Annotated in this window: 18 protein-coding genes and 3 pseudogenes; 15 read left to right on the top strand and 6 right to left on the bottom strand. The window is 65.4% G+C overall.

Annotated features, from left to right (window positions below):
* The first annotated feature begins 26 nt into the window (after window positions 1–26).
* The 4 genes from ACOGXQ_RS00760 (at window position 27) to ACOGXQ_RS00745 (ending at window position 2,968) form a co-directional block, all read left to right on the top strand.
* A complete protein-coding gene (locus tag ACOGXQ_RS00760) occupies window positions 27–884 on the top strand; it encodes an HTTM domain-containing protein (protein WP_419947442.1) in 858 nt (285 codons plus the stop codon).
* The gene (locus ACOGXQ_RS00755; RefSeq protein WP_419945570.1) at window positions 874–1,905 is read left to right on the top strand and encodes a serine hydrolase; all 1,032 of its coding nucleotides are present in this window, start codon (window positions 874–876) and stop codon (window positions 1,903–1,905) included. Before ACOGXQ_RS00760 ends, ACOGXQ_RS00755 begins: the two co-directional genes overlap by 11 nt.
* A 122-nt stretch (window positions 1,906–2,027) precedes the next feature.
* Window positions 2,028–2,276 (top strand): hypothetical protein, encoded by a 249-nt coding sequence (locus ACOGXQ_RS00750; RefSeq protein WP_419945569.1) that lies wholly within the window; start codon window positions 2,028–2,030, stop codon window positions 2,274–2,276.
* Entirely contained in the window at window positions 2,249–2,968 is a 720-nt protein-coding gene (locus ACOGXQ_RS00745) for an IS30 family transposase (protein ID WP_419947441.1), read from the top strand. The genes ACOGXQ_RS00750 and ACOGXQ_RS00745 overlap by 28 nt, the downstream gene beginning before the upstream one ends.
* Window positions 2,969–3,009: 41 nt before the next feature.
* Here ACOGXQ_RS00745 and ACOGXQ_RS00740 read toward each other — a convergent pair whose 3' ends face one another.
* The 4 genes and pseudogenes from ACOGXQ_RS00740 to ACOGXQ_RS00725 all read right to left on the bottom strand — a co-directional run bounded on the left by ACOGXQ_RS00740 (window position 3,010) and on the right by ACOGXQ_RS00725 (window position 6,501).
* A complete protein-coding gene (locus tag ACOGXQ_RS00740; RefSeq protein ID WP_419943808.1) occupies window positions 3,010–4,095 on the bottom strand; it encodes a transposase in 1,086 nt (361 codons plus the stop codon).
* A gap of 269 nt (window positions 4,096–4,364) precedes the next feature.
* Window positions 4,365–4,819: pseudogene (locus ACOGXQ_RS00735) on the bottom strand (transposase); the annotation flags it as partial.
* 294 nt (window positions 4,820–5,113) lie between these two features.
* Window positions 5,114–6,172 carry a transposase gene (locus ACOGXQ_RS00730; RefSeq protein WP_419945568.1) on the bottom strand — a complete coding sequence of 353 codons (1,059 nt, stop codon included), beginning with the start codon at window positions 6,170–6,172 and terminating at the stop codon, window positions 5,114–5,116.
* Window positions 6,169–6,501: a helix-turn-helix domain-containing protein gene (locus ACOGXQ_RS00725; RefSeq protein WP_419943765.1), complete on the bottom strand. Its 333-nt coding sequence runs from the start codon at window positions 6,499–6,501 to the stop codon at window positions 6,169–6,171. Before ACOGXQ_RS00725 ends, ACOGXQ_RS00730 begins: the two co-directional genes overlap by 4 nt.
* A gap of 135 nt (window positions 6,502–6,636) precedes the next feature.
* On the opposite strand from ACOGXQ_RS00725, the gene ACOGXQ_RS00720 reads away from it, so the two are divergent.
* Together ACOGXQ_RS00720 and ACOGXQ_RS00715 are read left to right on the top strand one after the other, a co-directional pair.
* Window positions 6,637–7,383 (top strand): tyrosine-type recombinase/integrase, encoded by a 747-nt coding sequence (locus ACOGXQ_RS00720; protein ID WP_419945567.1) that lies wholly within the window; start codon window positions 6,637–6,639, stop codon window positions 7,381–7,383.
* Window positions 7,380–9,365 (top strand): tyrosine-type recombinase/integrase, encoded by a 1,986-nt coding sequence (locus tag ACOGXQ_RS00715; protein WP_419945566.1) that lies wholly within the window; start codon window positions 7,380–7,382, stop codon window positions 9,363–9,365. The genes ACOGXQ_RS00720 and ACOGXQ_RS00715 overlap by 4 nt, the downstream gene beginning before the upstream one ends.
* On the opposite strand, the pseudogene ACOGXQ_RS00710 reads toward ACOGXQ_RS00715, so the two are convergent.
* A pseudogene (locus ACOGXQ_RS00710) lies at window positions 9,343–10,193 on the bottom strand (IS256 family transposase); the annotation flags it as partial. The gene ACOGXQ_RS00715 and the pseudogene ACOGXQ_RS00710 sit on opposite strands and share 23 nt — an antisense overlap.
* Before the next feature lie 236 nt (window positions 10,194–10,429).
* Here ACOGXQ_RS00710 and ACOGXQ_RS00705 point away from each other — a divergent pair.
* The 9 genes and pseudogenes from ACOGXQ_RS00705 to ACOGXQ_RS00665 all read left to right on the top strand — a co-directional run bounded on the left by ACOGXQ_RS00705 (window position 10,430) and on the right by ACOGXQ_RS00665 (window position 21,341).
* On the top strand, window positions 10,430–12,208 hold the full coding sequence (locus tag ACOGXQ_RS00705) for an ABC transporter substrate-binding protein (RefSeq protein ID WP_419945565.1): 1,779 nt from the start codon (window positions 10,430–10,432) through the stop codon (window positions 12,206–12,208).
* 56 nt (window positions 12,209–12,264) lie between these two features.
* On the top strand, window positions 12,265–13,248 hold the full coding sequence (locus ACOGXQ_RS00700) for an ABC transporter permease (protein WP_419945564.1): 984 nt from the start codon (window positions 12,265–12,267) through the stop codon (window positions 13,246–13,248).
* Window positions 13,241–14,200: an ABC transporter permease gene (locus ACOGXQ_RS00695; RefSeq protein WP_419945563.1), complete on the top strand. Its 960-nt coding sequence runs from the start codon at window positions 13,241–13,243 to the stop codon at window positions 14,198–14,200. The genes ACOGXQ_RS00700 and ACOGXQ_RS00695 overlap by 8 nt, the downstream gene beginning before the upstream one ends.
* 3 nt (window positions 14,201–14,203) lie before the next feature.
* Window positions 14,204–16,146, top strand: a pseudogene (locus ACOGXQ_RS00690) (dipeptide ABC transporter ATP-binding protein).
* Window positions 16,147–16,181: 35 nt separating this feature from the next.
* A complete protein-coding gene (locus ACOGXQ_RS00685; protein ID WP_419945562.1) occupies window positions 16,182–17,885 on the top strand; it encodes an amidohydrolase in 1,704 nt (567 codons plus the stop codon).
* 132 nt (window positions 17,886–18,017) lie between these two features.
* Window positions 18,018–18,983 (top strand): CobW family GTP-binding protein, encoded by a 966-nt coding sequence (locus ACOGXQ_RS00680; RefSeq protein WP_419945561.1) that lies wholly within the window; start codon window positions 18,018–18,020, stop codon window positions 18,981–18,983.
* Between the two features lie 544 nt (window positions 18,984–19,527).
* Window positions 19,528–19,896 (top strand): hypothetical protein, encoded by a 369-nt coding sequence (locus tag ACOGXQ_RS00675; protein WP_419947440.1) that lies wholly within the window; start codon window positions 19,528–19,530, stop codon window positions 19,894–19,896.
* A 34-nt stretch (window positions 19,897–19,930) separates the two neighbouring features.
* Complete coding sequence (locus tag ACOGXQ_RS00670) at window positions 19,931–20,287, top strand: hypothetical protein (RefSeq protein WP_419945560.1); 357 nt, start codon at window positions 19,931–19,933, stop codon at window positions 20,285–20,287.
* Window positions 20,259–21,341, top strand: coding sequence for a hypothetical protein (locus ACOGXQ_RS00665; RefSeq protein ID WP_419945559.1), 1,083 nt, complete (start codon window positions 20,259–20,261; stop codon window positions 21,339–21,341). Before ACOGXQ_RS00670 ends, ACOGXQ_RS00665 begins: the two co-directional genes overlap by 29 nt.
* On the opposite strand, the gene ACOGXQ_RS00660 is transcribed toward ACOGXQ_RS00665, so the two are convergent.
* Window positions 21,266–22,543 (bottom strand): ATP-binding protein, encoded by a 1,278-nt coding sequence (locus tag ACOGXQ_RS00660; RefSeq protein ID WP_419945558.1) that lies wholly within the window; start codon window positions 22,541–22,543, stop codon window positions 21,266–21,268. The genes ACOGXQ_RS00665 and ACOGXQ_RS00660 overlap by 76 nt on opposite strands.
* Window positions 22,544–22,837: the final 294 nt, after the last annotated feature.

Genomic DNA, 22,837 nt, shown 5'->3' with positions numbered 1-22,837 from the left:
TGCGCATCGGATATGGCACGGCAGCGATGGGTCACTACCTTTCTAACTACCTAGACCGCCATTATTTGTGGGGGCCTAGAGGCATCTATGACTACGCCGTGTTTCGCGTGACCATTCAAAGACCAACGTTTAGTCTTTACGAACTGAGCGCTAGCCGCATATGGTTCGAGATAGTCTATCACCTAGGCATAGTCATAGCTGTTCTATTTCTGCTAGGCAGCCTAGGCCGCGTCGGGACGCTCTTGCACTACATCTTCTTGAGTTCGTTGTTCCTTCGTAATCCCCTCATACTGGACGGGGGTGACAATATCGCTAGCCTAGTTCTTCTTTGGCTGATCCTCACTCGGTCAACGGATGTATTCTCGCTAAAGCTATTCTCGTCGAGGCGGTACCGATCGGCCCATACAGTAGAAGGTCCCGCGAGCATTGGCAACTTTTTTCACAATGTCGCCGTTGTCTCAATCATTCTGCAAGTGGCGCTTCTGTACATGACTTCCGGCTTGTACAAGGCACAGGGAGCTACTTGGCGAGATGGAACCGCGCTTTACTACATATTCCAAGTACCAGAGTTCTCCTGGCCTCCAGTCACGGACTTCTTGGCTGATCTGCCTTTGCTTATGGTAGCCGCGACATATATCACGGTGGTGCTTCAGGTAGCCGTTCCGGCGTTGCTGCTCAGCCGTACGGGCCGTCTCATTGTGGTAGTCTTTGGAGTCCTGTTCCACTCGTCGATTGGCTTGCTAATGGGTCTGACGTCATTTGCCATATATATGATCGCGAGCGAGTGCGTATTCTTGACAGATCAAGAATACGCACGAACAGTTCGAGCGCTCTCAAACCGCCGTAGTCTGCTGTTGAGGAGACGGGCTACACATGTCCAATGAATTGACATCATTAAGTCGTGTCTTGGATTCCTTGCGGGACGATCATAGAGTCCCGGGTGTTGTCGGCAGTCTACTACTGCCCGATACGTCTTTGTGTTGCGCATCTAAGGGTGTTCGAATGCGGGGTTCAATTGAAGGACTAAACCCTTCGGATCAATGGCACATCGGATCGTGCGGTAAGCTGTTGACGTCATGGCTTTGCACACAAGCTGTAGGCGGAGAGACGCCCTGCTGGAGTCGCCCGGTAGGGGAAATCTTTGCCGACATAGCGACGATGGATCCTACTTGGATGCATATCACAGTACAGGATCTGTTGACACATCATGTGAACGTCAGACGAGACTTGAGCATCAGACAGATGTTCAAACACTGGAACGACGGCAATGAGCCGCAAATCCAACGCTCAGAGATTGCAACGATTGCCCTATCCGGCAAGACCGACAGGCTGACCGCGCCGCGTTACTCAAACCTGGGCTATATTCTCGTCGGCGCCGCCATTGATCGGTTGTTCGGATCAGATTTCGAATCACTGCTACTTTCGCATCTGCACCGTAGTTTTGGGGTCGAGTCTCTCGGATTCGGTCCACCACCGAGAGTGCGAGGCCATGGGGCACGAGTGCGGCTCGGGCCAATAGCAGTGGGCCTGAGTAGTGGCCGTCTCCCTAGCGACAGATATAGTGATAATCCGTTGGTTTATGCGTCAGCTGGAGGCATGCACATCGCACTAGGCGACCTGACAACAATCCTGGCCGAAGTATTTCTCGCTGGCGATGGCTCGCCGAATGCGGCTCTTGCTGACGCGATCCTGAAGTCGGTGTTCACACAAGTGACGTCGCGAGTAGCTCATCATAAGACCGACTTGGATTTGTACACCCTGGTTGGATCAAACACGCTGTGGTCATCCGCAATTGTCATCGATAAGGTGAGACGATCATGTGCAGTCGTTATTGCTAATGACGGTCGCAGGCGAGTGGTCTCTGCCACAGCACTCGCTGCTCAACGATTGCTTTTGTCGAGATGATACGCAGAGGTCTGTGTGCAACGGCGAACTCTATTGGTGGTTGCGACTGATCGGTCATGATGACCGGTTGTCAACCGAAGCAACCACCAATGGAGGTGTCCAGTATGGCAGGGAGGCTGTCGTTGTCTGAGCGCGCTCGGATCGAGGCGCTCACGAGGACGGGAACGAAGCCCGATGAGATCGCGAGGCTGATCGGCCGGAACCGGTCGACGGTGTACCGCGATCTGGGGCGGGGCCGCCAAGGCGGCGTGTACTGCGCTGAGGCCGCTCAGCAGCTCGCCGGGGGGCGTGCGCGGCGGCCGCGCGGCGGCCTCGCAGCGGCAAGCTCGAAGCGGACCCGGCGCTGGCCGGGCTGGTGGCCGCCAAGCTGAAGCTGTGCTGGTCGCCGCATGCGATCAGCGCCGATCTGGCCGCCGAGGGCGTGTCGGTGTGCGCGGAGACGATCTATCGGTGCGTGTACAGCGGCTGCTGCTTGGGCGCCGACGCGTGGAAGCACCTGCCGCGTCAGCAGCGCTGCCGCCGCAGCGAAAAGGCCAGCCCGCTGGGCCGATACCGGCCGCTGTGCGAGCGGCCCGCCGCAGCAGCGGACCGATCCGAGCCGGGCCGCTGGGAAGGCGACCTGATCGTCGGCGCGGCGAACAAGAGCGCCGCGGCGACACTGGTCGAGCGCACCAGCCGCCACACCTTGGTCGTCGCGTTGCCCGACGGCTACCGGGCGCCCCAAGTCGCCAAGGCAGTCACCGCGGCTTTGGCCCGCCAGCCCGAGCACCTCGTGCGCACTCTCACCTGGGACCAAGGCCGCGAAATGGCCCGCTGGGCAGACATCGAAGACGCGCTCGGCATCAAGGTCTACTTCTGCGAGCCTCACAGCCCCTGGCAGCGCGGAACCAACGAGCACACCAACGGGCTGCTGCGACGCTGGCTGCCCAAAGCCACACCCTTGGACCTCAACCCCCTGCGACTGTCGATCATCGAGGACAGCCTCAACTGGATGCCCCGCCGACTCCACAACTGGCAATCAGCCGCCGACATCTACACTCAACTCAGTCGCAACCACCGATAGAGCTTGCCGACTGTCCGACGCTCCCTTGTCAAGTGTTGTTGTCAGGCGGCGAGCGGGGGGTGTTGTTGGCGGTGTTTTTCGTCGCGCCACATGCGGCGGATGACTCGGTTGGCGAGTTGTCGTTTGTGGGCTCGGCGGGCTTCGCGTCGGGTCTTGCCCTCGGCGGTCTTGCGGGCGAGGTAGGCGGCGGCGTCGGGCTGGGTGCGCTGTTGGGTGACTGACGCGATGTGGAGCACTGAGTTGATGCGCCGGTTGCCTCTGAAGTCGAGCCGGTGCTTGACGGGGTCTTTGTTGCCTTCGCCTGATGAGAGGGCGACGGCGCCGGTGCCGCACCAGCGGGCGAACTTCGATTCGCGGTCGAACCGGGCCGGGTCGCCGACCTCGCACACCAGGGTGGCTGCGGCGATCGGGCCGACGCCCGGTTCGTCTCGCAGGGTGGTGCCGTGCTGGTCGAGCAGCTCGTCGATGAGGCGTTCGAGGCGTCGGACTTCGCGCCGCGCGGCGCGGTCGTGGTCGATGAATGCTTGGAGCCAGCCGAGCCGGTACGCGCCGGCGGGGGTGGTGTCGATGTCGGGGTCGATGTGCTCGAGGCGGCGCAGCCGGCCCTCGATCTTGCCGTCGGCGGTGAGCTGGTCACGGATCTCTGCGGGGAGCTTGGCGATCTGGTCCGCGACGTGGTGCAGCATCAAAGTGCGAGCAGCCACAAGGGTTCTGCGATGCTCGAGCACTGCCTCGATCTTCGCGACGAGCGGGTCGTAGGCCTCCAGGGCCTGAACGGGGCCCAGCGTCGGCTCGGCCAACAGCGCCCGAGCGGACGAGACCGCGTCGACGGCGTCGGTCTTGTCCAGCCGCCGCGAACGGCGCTGCGCCGCCGACCGCGAAGCGGGCACCTCTCGGGCGTCGAACCCGGCTGCTGCGAGCGCGATCGCGACATGCGCGCCCCACTTCGCCGAGCCCTCCACGCCGACGCGTTCGACGCCGTGCGCGTCGAGCAGGTCGATCGCTTCGCCGTAGCCGGCGGCGGTGTTCGCGAACGCCTCGTGGGTGATCTCCACGCCGTGGCGGTCGACGACCCCCACGGTGAAGGTGTCCTGGTGGGGGTCGATTCCCCCGACTGGCGATGTCATGCTGTGCTCCTGCTGGAAGTAATGCTCCGGTGGGTCCGGGAACGGCAGGGGCGCTTCGTCACATCCGAGTCGAGACGATCAGGCTCCCTTCAAGACAGGAGCGCTCCTGCCGGCCCCACACTCGACGCGACACGTCGGACAACAGGCACGAAGCCAAAATTTTGTGGAGTCATCGCCGAGCGCAGGACCGGACCGTAACCCCCTGGCAGAGAGCCCCGGCAAACCCAACAGTGACACTCGGATTTTTGTGTAACCGGCCGTGATGGTGTTCATCGGATGTGGTCGGCGATGCGGTCGCCGTAGTGGACGGTCAGTGTGTTCAGGATGGCTTTCCAGCCGTTGGTGCGGCCGATCAGGTCGGTGCGGTTCTTGCGCCGGGTCGTGGCGACAAGGTAGAGGACTCTCATGGCGGCTTGTTCGTTGGGGAAGTGCCCTCGATGGCGCACGGCTCGGCGGAATCGGGCGTTGAGGCTCTCGATGGCGTTGGTGGTGTAGACGACCTTGCGCAGCTCGGCGGGGAACTCCCCGAACGGGGTGAACTCGTCCCAGGCCTGCCGCCAGGAGCGGATCATGGCGGGGTAGGTGCCTTCCCAGTCCTCGGCGAAGGCCTCGAACCGCGTCTGGGCGGCCTCGACGGTCGCTGAGGTGCAGAGGTCTCCCGCATGGCCTTGGTGATGGGTCCCCAGTGCTTGTTGGATGCGTAGCGGAGGCTGTTCTCCGTTAACCGGCCTTGGGGCTCGGGGCTTCGGTTGGTGGCGTGTGGGTCCGCGCGTGGTGCTGGTCGGGGGTGGAGACTTCGGTCGAGGAGGCTGTGGTGGGGTTGCGAGTAGCGGTCATCGATGGCGGTCACCGTCTGGTCGGTGATGGGGATGTGGTCGGTCTGGCGAACAGGTGGTTGGCGCATCTGGAGGTTCGTGAGTTCTCACTGCGAACGGTGCGTGAGGTGTTTCTGACTCTTCGCGACAGATTGCCGGGTTTTTCAAGCAGCGTCGGCGGGCTGGCGGTGGTGGTTGGTTGGTCATGGTAGTGGTGGGTTTCGGTGGGCGTGGCGGCGTTGGGCGTCGGCTTGTCGGAGGCCGTCGCGTCGGGCTTGGCGGATGTCGTCGCCTCGGCCTTGGTGCTCGTCTTGGGGGGTGACGTGTCCGATGCCTTCGTGCAGCCGGTTCTCGTTGTAGTGGGTCCGGACGCGTTCGGGCTCCCGGGCGAGATCGGCGGGACGGTCCAGCGTGTCGAGGTGGGGGTGCTCGTCTTTGAGGTGCCCGAAGAGTGACTCGATCCAGGCTTGGTCGGTGGGCGTGGATGGGCGGCCGAAGTGCTGGGCGATCGAGCAGGCGGCCATGAAGCGGGCGGTGTCGCCGGCGCGCATCTCGGGGCCGTTGTCCGACAGCGCCAGCAGCAGCGGGATGTCGTCGTGCTGAGGCGGCTCGGCGTCGGGATCGGCCAAGCGGGCCGCGATCTCGTCGGTGAGCAGCCCCTCGGCTTGGAGCGCTTCGGCGGACAGCACTCGAGCGGCGACCGAGTCCGGGGTGCCGGTGAGGTGGGCGGCGATCCACTTGCGGGACACGACATCAACGATCGCGTAGGCGTGCTTGGCGGGCCGGCATCGGGGGAACTGGGTGCCGTCCCAGCACCACAGCTGGTTGGGGCGCCACTCGCACCAGCCGGGCCACGGCGAGCGAGCCGTCCGCTTGGGGCGCGGCACGCCTGCCAGGGCGAGGCCGTGGCCTGCGAGAACGCGGTCCACGCTGGACGGCGACACCCACACCCGGCCCAGACAGGAGCCCCGGTGGGCGAGCTTGCGATGGGACCGGTCGACGTCGCCCCATTCGTCGAACAGCTTCACGATCTCGTCGCGTTCCCACCCCAGCAGCCCATGGACCGCACGGCCCCCGGGGCGGGCGTCATCGAGCTGCCCCGCGTCGCGGCGCCGGGACCAGCGCCACGCCCGGCGCCGATCGATGCCCAGCACCGCGCACACCCGGCCGTGGGTCCATCCCGCTGCGGTGGCGTCGTCGATCAGCCCCAGCAAGCACTCCTTGGCGGCCCCATCGACGCGGGCGGGAACAGGGCCGCTCATCCCCAGCCCGTTTTTCCCCGCAGCACCGCCAGCTCCACGGCCTGCTCCACAACAGTGCGGCCCAGCCGCTCCACCTCCGCCCGCAACGCCGCCGCCTCGGACGCCTCGGCCCGCGTCCGGCGTGGCCGCCCAGGCTTCGACGCCCCCAACGCAGCGATCGCCCCGTCGCGTGCCACCGCACGCAAACGAGACACCACCGACCGATCCACGCCGGCCTCCGCCGCCGCCTCGGCCTGGGTGATCTGCCCAGTCAGCATCCGCACCCACAAGTCGTACTTCTGCTCCGCTGTGAGCATCTTCCTCGGTCTCCGGCCCGGCGGAGCGGTCATCGGCAGCCTCCTGCGCTGAGACCGCCAACCCTGACCGACGCTGCTCGAAAAAACTCAGAACCCGTCGCGCGAAATCAGACGCAACACAGTCGGGTGGTCCGGTTGCAGGAGCGTCGTGGCGCGGCGGCGGCGACGATGAACCGTCGCGTGGCGGCGGTGCGTGGCTTGTTCGACTACTTGGTGATGAGCGGCGAGATCGAGGTGAATCCGGTGCCGTCGCCTCGACGCTCGGGCGGGCTGCGCCAGGTTCGCCGCGGGGTGCTGGGTCATGTTGGTGGCCGTCACCGCGGTTCGGATGGTCGGCTGGTGCGTCAGAGCCGTCCGTTGCCTGAGAGCTTGCCGGCGGAGGAGGTTTCGGTGTTCTTGGCCGATCTGGACCGTCATCGTGACCGGGCGGTGGTGTTGTTGATGTTGCTCGGCGGCCTGCGCGCGTCGGAGGTGCGGTCGCTGCGCCTGGCCGACATCGATGTCGGGATGGGACAGGTGATGGTCACCGGCAAGGGCGGCAAGCAGCGAACGGTGCCTGTTGATCGAGCGTTCTTCACCGCGTTGGGTTCGTATCTGCGTCTGGAGCGACCGGCCGGGTTGACGACACCGGAGTGTTTCGTGGTGTTGCGCGGTCCGACGGCGGGCCAGGCGATGAGCGAGGCCGGGTTGCGGCGGGTGTTCCGGACGCATCGGGCTCGTTCGGGCGCCCAGCGGGTGCGGCCGCATCGGCTGCGGCACACGTTCGGGACTGAGCTGGCCGCGGCGGGGATGGATCTGTTGGTGCTGCGCGACCTGATGGGGCACGCGCACGCCGAAACGACCGCCGCGTATGTGCACCCGAACGCGGAGACGATCGCTGCGGAGTGGTCGCGGGTTCGGGCGGTTCAGCGATGATCGCTGCGGCCGCCGGCGGGGAAACGGCTGTCGATGTGTTGGCCGACTACGAAGACCGCGTCGCGGCGTTGCCGGTCACGCTTGGCGCTCGGCGGGATCGTGTGTGTCGGGCTCGCCGGTTCATGAGCGTCCATCGGGATCTGGATGTGTGGATGCAACGCCCGACGGTTGCCCGGTTGGCGGATCTGCGCCGGGCGAAGGCATGGCCGTTCGTGACGTGGCTGTTCGTGTCGGGCCGACGGCGACCCGATCTCGAGCTGCTGCTCGCCAAACCGGCCGGCTGTGATCTGCCGTCGGTGTGGGCCGCCGCTCACCCCGACGGCATCGCCCGGGTCGAACAGATGGCGTTGGGGCTCGGATGGAGCAAGAACTGGACCCGCCAGGTTGTGGTCCTGGCAGCGTCGATGATCTGTGTGTGGGCCGACAAGGCCATCGACGGTCTCCACGACGCCGACTTCGACGCGATCGTTGCGGAGCTTGATCGCAGTCCCGCGGTGACGGCATCTGCGCGGACCCGGCTGAAGACGCGCCTGTTCTCGCTGCGTCACATCTGCTTTCAGCTTGGCATCTGCGATGTCGCACCCCGATTGGGCCAACCACCGGCACGGAGCGCTGCGCAGCACGCAGCCACGATCCCGCAACCCGCGATCGCCCGCGAGGCTGTCCGCTATGCCGAGACGATCTCCACGGTGCTGCGACCGTCAACGGTGCAGATGCGGATCAAGTCGGTCCGGGTCCTGTGTGACTGGCTCGCGGACCACCATCCCGACATCGAACGGCTCGATCAACTCGACCGCACCGTCCACATCGAACCGTTCATCGCCTGGGCCAGAACCCGGCCGTGCCGCGGCAACAACGGTCGCGGGCGGACCGTGTCGCCAACCCAGTTCCACCACGATCTGGTCGATTTGCGCGTCTTCTTCGAAGACATCACCGAATGGGGATGGGCCAGCCAACCCAACCGCCGGCTGTTCTTCCTCGCCGACCTGCCCCGCCTGCCCGCACCCCTCCCACGCGCGCTCCCGCCCAGCGTCGACCGAGATCTGATGGCCGCCGTGGAACACCTCGATGACGACTTCGCCCGAACCGGGATCATCTTGCTGCGAGCCACTGGGATGCGCATCAGCGAGCTGTTGGACCTCGAACTCGACTGCCTCGTCACCTTCGGCACCCACGGCACCTGGCTGAAGGTCCCCATCGGCAAGCTCGGCACCGAACGAATGGTGCCGCTGGACCCAGCACCACTCGCCGCGCTCGACGCCTGGATCACCAACCGCGACCGGCAACGACCCCTTCCGCATCCACGCGACGGACGCCTCTGCGACTTCGTGTTCACCGAACGCGGGCGACGCCCCGGAGCACATCGGATCAGACGCGCACTCCAACACGCCGCCGACACCGCCGGGCTCACCGGCCCCGACAGGCAACCACTGCGAGTCGTGCCCCACCAGCTCCGCCACACCTTCGGCACCGAACTCGTCAACGCCGGCATGTCACTGCCCGCGCTGATGGCGTTGCTCGGCCACGTCACCCCCGAGATGACGCTGCGCTACGCGCAGCTCGCCTCGCCCACCGTGCGAGCCGCCTATGACACCGCGATGAACAAGGTCCGCGCCCGGCGCCCCATCCACATCGTCCCAGCCGGCCGAACCACCGCGATCCCCGCCAAAGTCGACTGGCTCCACACCGAAATGATCAAGACCCGCGTCGCGCACGGCTTCTGTTCACGCCACCCGATCGCGGGCGCCTGCACCTACTCGAACATCTGCGAGCAATGCGACAACTTCGTCCCCGACCCCGCCCGAGAACCCGTCATCGCCGAGCAACTCGACGACATCCGCACCCTTCGCGACGACGCCCACCAACGCGGCTGGACCGACGAGGCCGCCCGCCACGACCGAGTCATCCAACACCTCGAACAACACCTCACAACCACCCGCCACCGAAACCACCAGTTGACCGCGACCCCCAAGGCCGGTTAATGCGCACCATGTGCACCACGCAGGTCTGCACCGTGGCGTCGGGCCACGTCGCCCGGATCGACCCCCGCAGGCCCCGAAGCCCGTCGCAGCACACGATCAACGCATCGGCCAGACCTCGGTTGCGCAGCTCGGTGAGCATCGCCGCCCACTGGGTGGCGCCCTCCCCGCCTGATGGGCCCAGCCACATGCCCCCCACGTCGCGCTCGCCGGCGAGATCCACGCCGATCGCCACGTACACGGGCCGGTTGGCGACCTGGGAATCGCGGACCTTGACGACGATCGCGTCGATCAGCAGCACCGCATAGACCGCGTCGAGGGGCCGGTTCTGCCACACGGCCATGTCGGCCACGATCCCCTCGGTGATCTACCGAGATCGTCTCCCGGCTCACCGAGACGTCGTAGATCTCGGCCAGATGGTCCTGGATCTCCCCGGTGGTGAGCCCCTACCCATACAGGCTGATCACATTCCCCGACAAGCCGTCCAGACGACGCCGGTGCTTGGGCACCGTGGCCGGCTCGAACGTCCCCGCCCGATCACGGGGCACCGCCAGGTCAACCTCGCCGATCTCAGTGGTGACCCGCTTGGGCGTCGACCCGTTGCGGGAGTTCGGTGACCCGCGACCCTCCGGAGCGTGCCGCTCATAGCCCAGATGCTCGGTCATCTCGACCTCGAGACCGGTCTGGAGCACCTGGCGCACCAGCCCGGTCAACAAGCCGCCCTCGCCGGTCAGCACCCGCGCCCTCAGCGCGAGCCTGAGCAACCAGATGCTCAGCCCAGTCCTTCATCGCCGCCTCATCAGCAGCGTCGCTCGCCGGCACAGCCGGCATGTCAAGATCAGTCACAGACATGATCCTCCCCGGCCCACAGCACCCAGCTGCGGACCCTCAGACCACGCCGCTTACACAATATTCCCGAGTGTCACTGTTGGGTCTGCCTGGTGCGACACGGTTTGGCGTGATCCGTGCCGCAGGTCGCGATACGGTACCGCCACGCTTCGGGCGGATTGCTCGACCTGATCGCAATATCTCGCGGGCAGGCATGCGTGGGCGAGGGAGAGCGATCCATGAAGAAATGGCGACTGCTCGTTGCCGTACTGGCTGTTGTTGCGCTTGTCGCTGCGGCCTGTGCGAGCGACGACGACGATGAAGGTGCGGCACCCGCGGCCGACGACAACATGGCCGACGACAACATGGCCGACGACGACATGGCCGACGACATGGCCGACGACGACATGGCCGACGACGACATGGCCGACGACGACATGGCCGACGACGACATGGCCGACGACATGGCCGACGACGACATGACGGATGACGACATGGCCGACGACATGGCCATGGACACGTGCAACGGCGGGGCCAGTGTCGGCGGAACACTCATCATCGGCAGCACGCAGGTGCCACGGCACCTGAACGGCACGGTGCAGTCGGGCTACGCGACGGCGGTGCCCGGCACGCAGCTCAATGCCAGCCCGCTGCGGTACGACGCCGAGTACAATCCGATGCCGTACTTGGCGCATGACTGGGAGATTGCCGATGACGGCCTCTCGGTGACGCTGCACCTCGTGGACGACGCCGTGTTCCACGACGGGATGCCCATCACCTCTGCTGACGTGGCGTTCTCCATCCAGACGGTGCAGGCGCATCACCCGTTCAAGACGATGTACGCACCGGTGACGAGCGTAGACACGCCTGACGAGCACACCGCGGTCATCAACCTGAGTCAGCCGCACCCGGCGATCCTGCTGGCGATGTCGCCAGCGCTGCTACCCGTCATCCCGAAGCACATCTTCGACGACGGCCACGAGATGCCGACTCACCCGCGCAACACCGAGGATTTCGTCGGCTCCGGTCCGTTCCGGCTGGCCGAGTACGAGGCCGGCACCATCATCCGGATGGAACGCTTCGATGACTTCTTCATTGAGGGAGCACCGTGCCTTGACGAGATCGTCGTGCAGATCATCCCCGATGCCACCAACATCGTGCTGGGCCTCGAGAACGGCGAGATCGACCTCTCGGTCACGCTCGGGCCGGCGGCGAACATCCTGCGCCTGATGGACGATGAGCGCGTGACGGTGACTTCTAGGGGCCACGAGGCAATCGGGCAGATCCAGTGGCTGGAGATGAACGTGGACGATCCGGCGCTGTCGGACAAGCGGGTTCGCCAGGCCATCGCCTACGCCATTGACCGTGACTTCATGATCGACGCGCTCGACCAAGGTCTGACTATCCCGGCCACATCGGGCATCGTGACGGCAAGCCCGTTCCACGACTCCACGGTCAACGCCTACGACCATGACGTCGACCGCGCGAAGGCGCTGCTGGCCGAGGCCGGCTACGGCGAGGGCGAGCTCAGCCTCACCATCGACTACATCCCGCCGACGCAGGTGATCTACGCCGAGTACGTGGTGCAGGCGCTCGAGGACGCCGGCATCAACGTGGAGCTGAGCGTCTCGCCCGACTTCCCGACATGGGCCGGTCGCATCGCGGGCCGCGAATATCAGATGACGATCAACAATGTCTGGAACTGGGGTGATCCGGTCATCGGCGTCCACCGCTCGTATCTCAGCGACAACATCGATAAGGGAATCTGGACGAACAACACCGGTTACTCAAACTCCAGGGTCGACCGGATCCTGGCGCAGGCCGGCCAAGAACTCGACGCCGACCGCCGCGCTGCGCTGTACGCCCAGTTCCAGCAGATCGTCGCCGAGGATGTGCCGATTTACTATCTGGCGACACCTCAGTATTGGCAGGCCTACAACCCGCGTGTCCAGAACCCACCGACCAGCACCATCTGGGGCATGATGTCGCCGATGCACGAGGTCTGGCTGGACCAGTAGCGACGACACGGCCCACGTCGCTTGACGTCGCCGGTCACTGATCCAGAGGTCAATTCATGCTGAGGTCCATCGCTGCCAGGATCGCCCAAGCACTGGGGCTGATCCTGGCAGTGATGTGCCTCAATTTCCTGCTGATACACCTGACGCCCGGCGATCCCGCCACGGTGATCGTGGGCGAGAGCGGTGCCGGCGACCCTGAGTTGCTCGCAGAGATCCGAGAGCAGTACGGCCTGGATCGTCCATTCGTGGTGCAGCTCGGGTCCTACATCGGCCGTGTCGCCACCGGCGATCTCGGCGATTCGTATTTCTTCAACCAGTCAGTCACTTCCCTCATTGGGGCACGGCTGTGGCCGACAGTGCTGCTGGTAGGCACCGCGCTGGCGTTTGCCGTTGCGGCAGGAACCATGGTCGGCGTGGCGACCGCTCGCCGCCCCGAGAGCCCATGGAGCCACGGCGCAACGGTGCTGGCCCTCGTGGGGTTCTCGATGCCGGTGTTCTGGACCGGCATCATGCTGGTGATTCTGTTCGCGTCAACCTGGAAGCTGCTGCCGGTGCAGGGCTGGCACGACGTGAGCTACGGCGAAGGCATGCTCGCGAACATCCTCGACGTCGGCGAGCATCTGATACTGCCGGCCCTGACGCTGGGCCTCATCTACTTGGCGCAGTACAGCCGCTTGTCGCGGGCCTCCATGCTGGAAGTGCTCGAATCGGACTACGTGCGCACCGCCCGGGCGAAGGGGCTGGGCGAACGCCGCGTGGTGTACAAGCACGCGTTGCGCAACGCGATCATTCCCGTGGTGACGGTGATCGGTCTGCAGTTCGGGGCGCTGCTGTCGGGCGCGTTGCTCGTCGAAACTGTCTTCAACTGGCCCGGCCTCGGAAGGCTCGCGTTCGACTCCATCCTTCGGCGGGACACCTCAGTGCTGCTTGGCGTGCTGATGGTGTCATCGGTCATGGTGATCGTGGCGAACCTGCTGACCGATCTGCTGTACACGATCATCGACCCGCGCATCAGGTTGCGGGAGCGCACCAATGTCTGACGCAATGGGACGCAGCGAAATGGCGGCCGCCGATCTGCCGGTCACACCTGGACTCGGCGCTGGCGGCGAAGGCGGATCGGGACGCCCAGGTCGCGAGAACGCCGGGTCGGTCAGACCCGGGCGAGAAACACTGCGGCTGTTCGTGCGCAACAAGGCGGCCGTTGTCGGAGTACTGATGCTGGCAGGCGTCATCTTCATGACAGTCGCCGGGCCGCGGTTGTACGGCCAAGACCCGAAGGACATCGTGGCCCGACCGTTGATCGGTCCCGGCGAGCTCGCCGAAGCCCGGCTGGGCACTGACTACCTCGGGCGAGATGTGCTGGCCGGGGTCATCAGCGGCGGCACCACCAGCCTGACGGTGGCAGCGATCGCCGCCGCGACGGTGCTCGTGATCGGCATCAGCATCGGTGCGGTGGCCGGCTACTACGGCGGCTGGGCGGACGGTGCGCTCATGCGCTTCACCGAGTTCTTCCAGGTGCTGCCCGCGCTGCTGTTCGCGATGGTGGTGGTGGCGCTGTTCGAGCCATCGATGTGGACGATCTCGTTCGCCATCGGCGTCGTCGCTTGGCCGGGCATCGCCCGCATCACCCGCGCGGAGTTCCTGAGACTGAAGAATCTCGAGTTCGTGCGGGCCGCCAGAGCGCTCGGCGCAACGGATTGGCGCATCATCCGCAGGGTGGTGTTCCCCAACGCACTTCCTCCGCTGATCGTGTCGGCCACGCTGATCATGGGCACCGCCATCCTGTTCGAGGCGGGACTGGCATTCTTGGGACTCGGCGATCCCAACAGCACCAGTTGGGGATTGATGATTGGCCTGAACCGCGGCAACTTCCTGACGGCGTGGTGGTCGGTCACGTTCCCGGGACTGGCCATCTTCTTCACCGTGCTGAGCTTCAGCCTGATCGGCGACGGCTTGCAAGATGCCTACAACCCGAAGCTGCGGGGGCGCTGATCGATGAGCACGACCGACGCAGGAGGCGAGAACGGCACGGCCGACGCAGGAGGCGAAACCAGCACGGCCGACGCAGGAGGCGAGAACGGCACCACTCCGAGGCTGCGCCTTCGCGGGTTGACCGTGGCATTCGACGACTTCGTGGCCGTGAACGACGTGTCGTTCGACTTGCACGACGGCGCAACCCTGGCGGTGGTCGGCGAATCGGGTTCAGGCAAGTCGGTCACTGCGTTGTCGATTATGCGACTCATCGAGATCGGCACCCGTGCGCAGATCCGCACCGGCGAAGCGCTGCTCCGTCACGACGACGGGAAGGTGGACGACCTTCTGCAGCTGCCTGAACCGCAGATGCGAGAGATCCGCGGTGACCGCATCTCGATGATCTTCCAAGAGCCGTTGACCAGCCTCAATCCGGTGTACACCGTCGGCAGCCAGATCGGCGAGGCGCTCCGGCTGCACCTGGGCATGAACCGGCGCGAGGCTCGCGAGCGCACACTGGAGATGCTGAACCGGGTGCGGATACCGGACGCCTCTCGCCGCATCGACCAGTACCCGCACGAGATGTCGGGCGGCATGCGCCAGCGGGTGATGATCGCGATGGCGCTGGCGTGCGACCCTGCGATCCTGATTGCCGACGAGCCCACCACGGCACTGGATGTCACGATCCAAGCCCAGATCCTTGCCCTGATCGCCGAGATGCAACGCGAGACCGGTGCGGCAGTGCTGATCATCACCCACGACATGGGCGTCGTGGCAGAGGTTGCGGACGAGGTGGTGGTGATGCAACGGTCACGGGTCGTCGAACGCGGCGATGTCGGCGACATCTTCGACCGGCCCACCGAGCCGTACACGCGCTCGCTGCTCGCTGCGGTGCCGCGTCTCGGCTCGATGACGGGTCTGGACGATCCGCAGCGCTTTAACCTCATCGATCCCGATGCCCTCGAATCCGCCGGCGTGTCCCAGCTCGGGGGCTCGGATTCATGAACACGAACGGGGCCGCTGCGCCGAGGGCCGCTGGGCCGATCGTCGAGGTCGAGTCACTTACCAAGCACTTTCCTGCCAGCCACGGGGCGCGGGTGCACGCCGTGGAGCAGGTCAGCCTCGAGATCGGTCGGGGCGAAACGCTCGCCGTCGTCGGCGAGAGCGGCTGCGGGAAGTCGACGCTGGCCTACCTCATCATCCGCCTGCTGAATCCCACCAGCGGCACGATCCGCCTCGACGGCACCGACATCACCAATCTCGGGCCTCGCGATCTGCGACCGCACCGGCGCAAGGTACAGATCGTCTTCCAAGACCCGTTTGCCAGCCTCGATCCCCGCCGGACGGTGGGCAAGGCCATCGCGGAGCCGCTCGAGATTCACCGTGCCGCGCCTCGCGGCGAGATCAACGACATCGTGGCCGACCTGCTGCGGCGGGTGGGCATGTCGCCGGACGACATGCGGCAGTACCCGCACCAGTTCTCGGGCGGTCAACGCCAGCGGATCTGCATCGCCCGGGCACTGGCGCTGCGGCCCGAGCTGGTCATCGCGGACGAAGCGGTCTCGGCGCTCGATGTGTCGATCCAGGCACAGGTGATCAACCTGATGATGGATCTGCAGTCCGAACTGGGCCTGTCGTACCTGTTCATCAGCCACGATCTCGCCGTCGTGGAGCGGATCGCGCACCGCGTCGGCGTGATGTACTTGGGCCAGATCGTCGAACTGGGACCTCGCCGGGCCATTTTCGAGAACCCGACGCACGCCTACACCCAGCGGCTGCTGGATGCCGTGCCGATTGCCGACCCAGGCCGCCGCCGGACCGATCGATCGGTGCAGACCGACGAGGTGCCGAGCCCAGTCTTTGAGGCCGGCACCGCCCCCGATCCCGTGACGCTCGTCGAGATCGAACCTGGGCACCTCGTGGCGCAAGCCACGAGCGACCAGCCCAGCGTGGCGCAAGCCCCATAAAACCAACCCAGCGTGGCAGAGGAGGTCCGCGACTCATGACGACAGCCCACGCCAGCGGCAGCGAGAAGAACGAGCCGTTCGTCATCTACCCGGCGCGCCGGGTCATCACCATCAACCCCGCGTTTGCGTTCGGCGAAGCCGTCGCAGTGGCGGGCGACCGCATTCTGGGTGTCGGCAGCCTCGACGAGCTCGCCTCGTGGGGCGAGCATCGCGTCGACCCGTGCTTCTCCGACCACGTGATCATGCCCGGATTCATCGAAGCGCATTGCCATGTGATGTCCGGCGGCCTGTGGAACTCCACCTACGTGGGCTATTTCGACCGGCGCGACCCGCAGGGGCAATTGTGGCCGGGCTGCAAGTCGATCACCGACGTGCTCGAACGGCTGGGCAAGGCGGCCGCGGATCTTCCCGATGACTCGCAGACGCTGCACGCGTGGGGGCTCGACCCGATCTACTTTCCCGGCGAGCGGCTCGTGGCCAGCCACCTCGACACCGTGACGGGCGATCGGCCGACGCTGGTGATGCACGCCAGCGGGCATCTGGCGACCATCAACTCGGCGCTCATGGAGCGCTGCGGCATCGACGAGACGGCCACCAGTCCGGGCGTTGCGCGCGGCGGCGACGGCCTGCCCAACGGCGAACTGCACGAGCCAGCAGGCATGATGCTCGCCGGCGACGCCTTCACCGACATGATGAAGGCCAACCGCACCGAACAGGCCCGCTGGCGCTACGCGAACGAGGCCCGCAATGCTGGGCACACCCTGCTGACCGACTTGGGCACAACGCAGCTGTGGGACGCGGAGCAGCTCAACAATTGGAAGACGGTGACCAGCGATCCCGCCTATCCGGCGCGGGTGATGGTGGCGATGTCGAATCTGTTCGGGGCTGTGGCCGATCCGGCCGAGCTTGCCGAACTGTGTGTGCAGCTGATGGACGAGCAGACCTCGAAGCTGCGTTTCGGCATCGTGAAGGTGATCCTGGACGGTTCGATCCAGGGCTTCACCGCCCGGATCAGCTGGCCGCATTACTACAAGCCGCCGCCCGGACACATCGGCAACGGCCTGTGGCTGACTGCACCCGACCAGATGGCCGACTTGATCGAGCCGTATCACCGGGCCGGCTTGACGGTGCATTGCCACTGCAACGGCGACGAAGCGTCAGAAGCGTTCATCGACGCCGTCGAGGAAGTCCTGCGGCGGTATCCGCGCTGGGACCACCGCCACACCGTTCAGCACTGCCAGCTCACCACGCCCGCCCAGTACCGGCGCATGGCAGCGCTCGGCATGCACGCCAACATCTTCTCGAACCACATCTACTACTGGGGCGATCAGCACCGCGACGCGACCGTTGGCCCCGAGCGTGCTGCGCGGATGGATGCCTGCGGGACAGCTTTGGCGAACGGTGTCAGCTTCTCGATCCACTCCGATTCGCCCATCACGCCGCTGGGCCACCTGCAGACGGCCTGGTGCGCGGTGAACCGGGTGACGGCGTCGGGCCAGGTGCTGGGGCTCGATGAGCGAATCGACGTCCCGGACGCGTTGCGAGCCATAACGATCGACGCGGCGCGGCAGCTCAAGCTGGACGGAGAGATCGGCAGCATCGAGGCAGGCAAGCTGGCCGATTTCGCGGTCCTGGAAGACGATCCGCTCTCGGTCGATCCGATGGCGCTGCGCGACATCGGCGTGTGGGGCACCGTGCTCGGCGGCGTGCTGCAGCCCGCGCAGATCGGCGAGACCTGAGCCCCGAGCGCGGGCAGCTTCTTGCGTCCGCCACCCTCGGACCCGCGGCGCATCGAGTATCACCGAATCCGAGCGTCGAATGCAGCCGCAAGACTGAGACTCGCCGAGCGACCCAGTGAGCGAGCAACGGGAATGACGAGCGACCAGCGCATACCCATCACAGTCATCGGCGGCTACCTCGGCGCGGGCAAGACGACACTGGTCAACCACATCCTGCGTTCCACCGACGAGCGGATCGCCGTCATCGTGAACGACTTCGGCGAGATCTCCATCGACGAGGACCTCATCATCGCGGCCGACAGCGACAAGCTGACCTTGGCCAACGGATGCATCTGCTGCAGCCTGGCGGAGGGGTTCGCTGCGGCGCTCGACACGGTTCGCTCGGCCGGCGTTCCGCCGGCACGACTGCTCATCGAAGCAAGCGGCGTGGCCGACCCGAACCAGATTGCCGCCTATGGCCACACGCCGGGCCTGGCCCTGGATGCGGTGGTGGTGCTGGCCGACGCCGAGCAGGTGCGGCGCCAAGCCAACCACCGCTGGGTGGCCGACACCGTGCGGATACAGCTCGCGGCGGCCGATCTGGTGGTGATCAACAAGATCGACCTGCTGGCCGCTCCCGAAGACGCCGACGCCCTGTGCGACTGGCTGGCCGGCATCGCCAGCGGTGCCACGCTGGTGCGCGCGAGCCGCGCAGCCGTGCCGATGGAGGTGATCTTCGGGCCGGAACACCGTGCGCATGCAGCCGGACGGTCTCCAGGCACGATCGCTTCAAGCGCCCCCACCGCTCACGACACCGCCGAAGACGTGTTCGAGTCACAGACCGTCGAACTCGATGCCCCCGTGCCGATGCCCGTCGTCGAATCACTCCTCGCCGACCTGCCCAACGGCGTCGCCCGCCTCAAGGGACTGGTACCCGTCGCAGCGTCGAGCGGCGACGTCGCGATCTATGTGGTGCAAGCCGTCGGCGCTCGCACTTCAGTCACTGCACACCCTGCGGAATCAAGTGTGTCGATCGGCCGCGGGTCCATCAGCGTCATCGCCCACAAGGGCACACTGCCCCCCGACTGGCTCCGGTCACGACTGCAACCAGATTGCTGAACGACCCCGCTCGCAAGCGGCTCGCGATGGCGCCACGAGCCTTCCTAGTGGTGTGTCGCAGTTTTCCTCCGGGCATCATGCAGCTCGCTGACCTGCAAGAATGGGCTTGCTTCAGCCCCAGCCATTTCAACGACGCACCACTAGCAAGCGTGAAGTGCTCTCATAGAGTGAGGCGGTGCGATTCACGGGCATTCGCGGGAGCCTCGGCGTCGCACTCTGCTGTGCAGGGATATTCGCATCGGCCTGCTCGCCGGTTTCGCCCACGGGAGGAACTGCGTCGGAACCCGCCTCCCTCACGCCAGATGCCGTCGCGGACGCGAGCACCGAGGCGGCACCGGCGGGCACACCGCAACTCGTCTTGCCAACGAATCCGAGTGTCTCAGCGGCTGAACGGTGGAATGCCGCTTTCGAGCGGTTGTGGCCGCGAGAGCCGCAGCAGCCAGTCGACGAATCGGTCATCCGCGAGCTGGCTGCAGCGGCGTCCCGCGCTGAAGCCGCACTCGCCGACTCGGCGCCGTCGTCGGTCGTGGAATCGCCATGCACCATGGACGAGTACTGCGAACGGGATCGTCCGCCGCCAGCACGCTTTGTCGACATCGCCGCTGGGAGGACGCACACCTGCGGGCTGTTGGCCGATGGTCGTGTCCAGTGCTGGGGCAATCTGCCGAGCGAGTACGGCTACACGGGCACTGCTTCGAGTCGCGCTTGGAGCAGCTTCGTTGCAATCGACGCTCACGACTACACGTGTGGCCTGCGCGTCGACCGCAGCATCTTCTGCTGGGACGAAGAGCGGCACTATCCGCGGAGTCCTGGCCGATTGGGCGCAACCTTGTCCCTACGAGAACGGCAACTACACAGAGCTTGCGGTCACTGCCTCACAGGTATGCGCGCTAGATGTCGACGGCCGCGCTGAGTGCTGGCCGATCTACCACTGGGGTGAGCCGTTGATGGCCGCACCGCCGCCTCGACTCGGCAATCTCGCGTTTGCGAGCATCGATGCCGGTGCTGTTCATGTTTGCGGACTGCACCATGACGGAGCGATCTACTGCTGGGGCAGCAATGCCGCCGATCAGTTGAATGCCCCTGTCGGTACATCGTGGACGCAGATAGCCGCTGGTGCCGGACACACTTGTGCACTCGACGTCAGCGGCAGGGCTGCGTGCTGGGGGGACAACTCCTTCGGACAGAGCGCTCCGCCTCAACTCAGCAGGTTCAGCACGCTCTCGGCCGGGGAGCTGCACACGTGCGGTTTGGGTCCGCCATCAGTCAAGTCGCGTGATTTTCCCCCATGCGCAGGTCTCTGACCTGCGGAAAGGGGACATCCGCTGTTGGGGTGCCAACGACGCCGGACAGTCAAGAGCGCCGCTAGGCGAGGTGTTCTCGGACCTGTACGCCGAGGGTGACAGCACCTGTGGGCTGCGTAAGACTGGCGAGGTGATCTGCTGGGGCGACGCCCAATTCTCCGCTCCAGCACACCTAGAACCGTTCATCGTCAATCTGCCCGAGCAGCACTTCACCGACATCACGGCGCTCGACCGTCTCGGTGTCTTCGACGGAACCGAATGCTCGACGCAGCAACTCTGTACCGATGCTCCGCTGACTCGGGCGACGATGGCAGTCTGGCTGGACCGGCTGCTTGCGTACGAGGCACCCAACACCGCGGCGGAGACCGGACCAGCGGCTGGCATGCTCGGAAGCGTCCGAGCAGTTCCGTTTCGCCTGACCACGATCGCAGCCTCGGACGCCTCGACCTGTGGGATCACGCTCGACGGTCTCGTCTCATGCTGGGGGACGTCCCGCTCGCAGCGTCCAACACTCGAAGCGGACGAGTGGTGGAACGCTGCTGAACCTGTTGTGGCGCCGCCGACCGACATCGAGGGTCGAGTGTTCACGTCGATCAGCGCAACGGACGGGTACTTCTGCGCGGCAAGTGCCGATGGGTACCACCGTTGCTGGGAAACGCATCGTTTTCGACGATCGCCCGATGCCGATGCCAGCTTCATCGACGTCAGCGTCAACACCACAGCGTCGAGTGCTGGGGAGACGATGGATTCGGCCAGTCGACTCCGCCTACGGGCAAGGACTTCGTCAAGGTTGCAGCGAGCGGAGTCCACGCGTGCGGACTCCGGCGCAGCGGGAATATCGAGTGCTGGGGACAGCCAGCATTCATCGCGTACTAGCACCGGTGCCTCCACATGCGGCCAATTTCGCGATCTGCTGCGGTGGCCTGATCGGATCCCGGGGCAGGAATCACGCGATCTCATTGCCCCAAGGCAGCGGGGTCAGGTCTCCCAGAGGTATGACAGGGGAAGCGCCACGACGCGATCCGCGACGGGCAGTGGTGCTGAGCCGGTGTAGAGAACGAGGCCAGCTTCGAACCTGTCCCCGATGAGGTCCCTGAGCCATGCCAGCCACTTGGCATCGGTGGGCCGCACCGTCGCTCCGGCCTTGATCTCCACGGCGATTATCCGGCCGTCCGGACGTTCGATGAGCAGATCCACTTCGCGGCCGCGGGAGTCGCGATAGTGGCTGAAGTTGAGCGCCTGGCCCATTGCCGAGGCTTGACGGCGCAGTTCGTTGACTGCGAACGTCTCGTGCAGGGGTCCGCGCTGTTCGCTTGCCGGATCATTCAGTGACTCGGCGGTGAGTCCCAGCAGCGCCGTCGCGAGTCCGGTGTCGTTGACATGGATCTTTGGGCGGCGCTTGGCGCGCGTGGCCGCGCCAGTCGCCCAGCCGCCGAGCCGCGTGACTAGGTGGGTCATCTCCAGATACGACAGGTAGTCGGCGGTGGTGTCGATGCTGCCCAACTCCAGGTCGCGGTGGACGTCGCGCATCACGAGCTCTGAGGCCGTCCTGGCTGCAGCCGCTCGGAGCAGGCGCGCCAACTCGGTGGAGCGGCGAGCCCCAGTGACCTCGACGATGTCGCGCGTCACGGCGGTATGCACGTATGCGTCGAACCACAGCCGGCGGTCTGACTCCCCCAAGCTGATTGCTTCGGGGTAGCCGCCGCGGCAGATGCGCTCGGCGTAGTCGGCCCGGGACGCTGTGGACGGTGCGGCATGCAATAACTCTTGGATTGCCCCCGTCCGGTCGGGAGTGCCGTCGAGCAATCGCGGCAGCAAGCCGTCGCCACTGCCTTCCATCTCGATTTGTGAGAACGGCGCCAAATCGAAGAAAACAGCTCGACCTGCCAGAGACTCGGAGAACACCGGAACTGTCAGGAAGCTCGTCGATCCGGTCAGCAGGAAGCCCCCAGGAGTCGGATCGGCATCGACCGCCAGCTTGACAGCACGCACGAGGTCATCACCTCCTCGCTGCACCTCGTCGATCACGATCGGCCGGGGGCGGTCGGCTATGAAGCCTGTCGGATCGTCGAGCGCGAACGAGCGAACGGTCGGATCATCGAGGTTGAGGTAGGTGCCACTGCCCACGATCCGATGCGCCAAGGTCGTCTTGCCCGACTGCCGTGGCCCCCCGAGCACGACGACTCGAAAGGTGTCCAGCGCATGTCGCAGCCTGGGCTCAATGTGTCGATGGACTTCTGCGTGCCGTGTCACCACCGAATTGCCTCCCTGCTCGCGGCTATATGTCGATCCGACAGAGGCAGTGCAGCTTCCGCCGTCGTGTTCTCTGCTCAGACAAGACTATTAGGTGTTTTACCTCATTGCTAGTAGTTGTTTTACCGCCTGATAGAACTTGCTGAATGGCGACCCGAGCACACCGTCGGCCAACTCGAGCCGCCGCAGACTCAGGGAGATCCTTCGGTCCCGCTGCCGAACCGCCCAACCCGCCCGGGACCACTCCACCGACAATTCAACCGCCCCGACAAGCCAATTGCTCAGCGGACTCCTAGG

Source organism: Candidatus Poriferisodalis sp. (assembly GCF_965208485.1).
GTDB lineage: Bacteria > Actinomycetota > Acidimicrobiia > Acidimicrobiales > Poriferisodalaceae > Poriferisodalis.
The sequence above is the reverse complement of the archived record's forward strand: the minus strand, read 5'-3'. Positions and strand labels throughout refer to the sequence as shown.